Raw genomic sequence first — 1,230 nt, forward strand, 5'->3', positions numbered from 1 at the left:
ATGGCAAAGAGCAAATTTGAACGTACGAAGCCGCATGTTAATATAGGTACGATTGGTCATGTTGATCATGGTAAGACTTCGTTGACAGCAGCGATCACGAAATATTTTGGTGAATTTAAAGCGTATGAGCAAATTGATGCAGCTCCTGAGGAGCGTGCACGGGGGATCACTATTTCTACAGCGCACGTTGAATATGAAACAGAGAATCGACACTATGCCCATGTTGATTGTCCAGGTCATGCGGATTATGTGAAAAACATGATTACTGGGGCAGCGCAGATGGATGGTGCAATTTTGGTTGTTTCTGCCGCTGATGGCCCTATGCCTCAGACACGTGAGCATATTTTGTTGGCGCGTCAGGTTGGTGTTCCTGCGATTGTTGTTTTCCTGAATAAGGTTGATCAGGTTGATGATGCTGAGCTTTTGGAGCTTGTAGAGCTTGAGGTTCGGGAGCTTTTATCGAAATACGATTTTCCAGGAGATGATATACCGATCGTTAAAGGTTCTGCGTTGGCAGCTCTTGAGGATACAGATAAGAGCATTGGTGAAGATGCGGTTCGTCTTTTGATGAGTGAGGTTGATAGTTATATACCGACACCAGAGCGTCCAGTTGATCAGCCATTTTTGATGCCAATTGAGGATGTTTTTTCGATTTCTGGTCGTGGTACGGTTGTTACTGGTCGTGTTGAGCGTGGTGTTATTAAAGTTGGTGAAGAAATTGAAATTATTGGAATTCGTCCAACTTCTAAGACGACAGTTACGGGTGTTGAAATGTTCCGTAAGCTTTTAGATCAAGGTCAAGCAGGTGATAATATTGGAGCGCTGCTTCGTGGTGTTGATCGTGAAGGAATTGAGCGTGGTCAGGTTTTAGCAAAGCCTGGTTCAGTTACTCCGCATACCAAATTTAAAGCTGAGGCTTATATTTTAACGAAAGATGAAGGTGGTCGTCATACTCCTTTTTTCACGAATTATCGTCCTCAATTCTATTTTCGTACTACAGATGTAACAGGAATTGTTGCGCTTCCAGAGGGCACTGAAATGGTTATGCCTGGTGATAACGTTGCTATGGATGTTTCTCTGATTGTTCCGATTGCAATGGAGGAAAAGCTTCGCTTTGCTATTCGTGAAGGTGGTCGTACTGTTGGTGCAGGTATCGTTTCTAAGATCATTGAGTAAAGAGTGGTTGTTGAAAAGCGTCTTTAATTTGTTAAAAACGTTTTGCGTGACAGG

At 43.1% G+C, this 1,230-nt stretch carries 1 protein-coding gene; it reads left to right on the top strand.

From position 1 onward, the window contains the following. Positions 1–1,176, top strand: a complete 1,176-nt coding sequence (gene tuf / locus WCP78_RS06260) for an elongation factor Tu (protein ID WP_336279648.1) — start codon at positions 1–3, stop codon at positions 1,174–1,176. Positions 1,177–1,230 lie beyond the last annotated feature (54 nt).

The organism is Bartonella occidentalis (assembly GCF_037070875.1).
Taxonomy (GTDB): Bacteria; Pseudomonadota; Alphaproteobacteria; order Rhizobiales; family Rhizobiaceae; genus Bartonella.